The organism is Paenibacillus sp. P3E, assembly GCF_001909045.1.
GTDB lineage: Bacteria > Bacillota > Bacilli > Paenibacillales > Paenibacillaceae > Paenibacillus_AQ > Paenibacillus_AQ helianthi.
In genome coordinates this window covers 1-798 of record NZ_LVWH01000141.1, presented here as the reverse complement: position 1 = coordinate 798, position 798 = coordinate 1, and the positions used below count along the sequence as shown (strand labels likewise).

Annotated in this window: 2 rRNA genes; both read left to right on the top strand. The window is 50.8% G+C overall.

Going from position 1 to position 798, the window contains the following annotated elements:
* Positions 1 to 255 (top strand): 16S ribosomal RNA (locus tag A3842_RS12535); the annotation flags it as partial.
* A 246-nt stretch (positions 256 to 501) separates the two neighbouring features.
* Positions 502 to 798 (top strand): 23S ribosomal RNA (locus A3842_RS12530); the annotation flags it as partial.

Here is a 798-nt window from a genome sequence, read left to right as displayed (position 1 = left end):
GCCGGTCTCAGTTCGGATTGCAGGCTGCAACTCGCCTGCATGAAGTCGGAATTGCTAGTAATCGCGGATCAGCATGCCGCGGTGAATACGTTCCCGGGTCTTGTACACACCGCCCGTCACACCACGAGAGTTTACAACACCCGAAGTCGGTGGGGTAACCCGCAAGGGGGCCAGCCGCCGAAGGTGGGGTAGATGATTGGGGTGAAGTCGTAACAAGGTAGCCGTATCGGAAGGTGCGGCTGGATCACCTCCTTTCTATGGAGAATCGTTTCCTGCAACGGAAACATTCAAATCGGAAGTATTACTTCCAAAACTCAGGTTTAGGCCTGTTACTCACTCGTTGCTCAGTTTTGAGAGTTGAAGCTCTCAAGTAGTACCTTGATCCTTGAAAACTGGATACCGAAACGAAAATGCGTTTTAGAACATTCCTTTAAGCTGAACTTGTGTAAACAAGTTTATATTATAGCGATGCTAGCGATTTTTCCTTTGGGAAAACGCAATGGTTAAGCTAATAAGAGCACACGGAGGATGCCTAGGCGCCAGGAGCCGACGAAGGACGTGGCGAACAACGAAACTGCCTCGGGGAGCTGTAAGCAAGCTTTGATCCGGGGGTGTCCGAATGGGGAAACCCAGCTGTGGTAATTCGCAGTTACTCATACCTGAATACATAGGGTGTGTAGAGGCAGACCAGGGGAACTGAAACATCTAAGTACCCTGAGGAAGAGAAAACAATAGTGATTCCGTCAGTAGCGGCGAGCGAACGCGGAACAGCCTAAACCAAGGGGCTTGCCCCTTGGG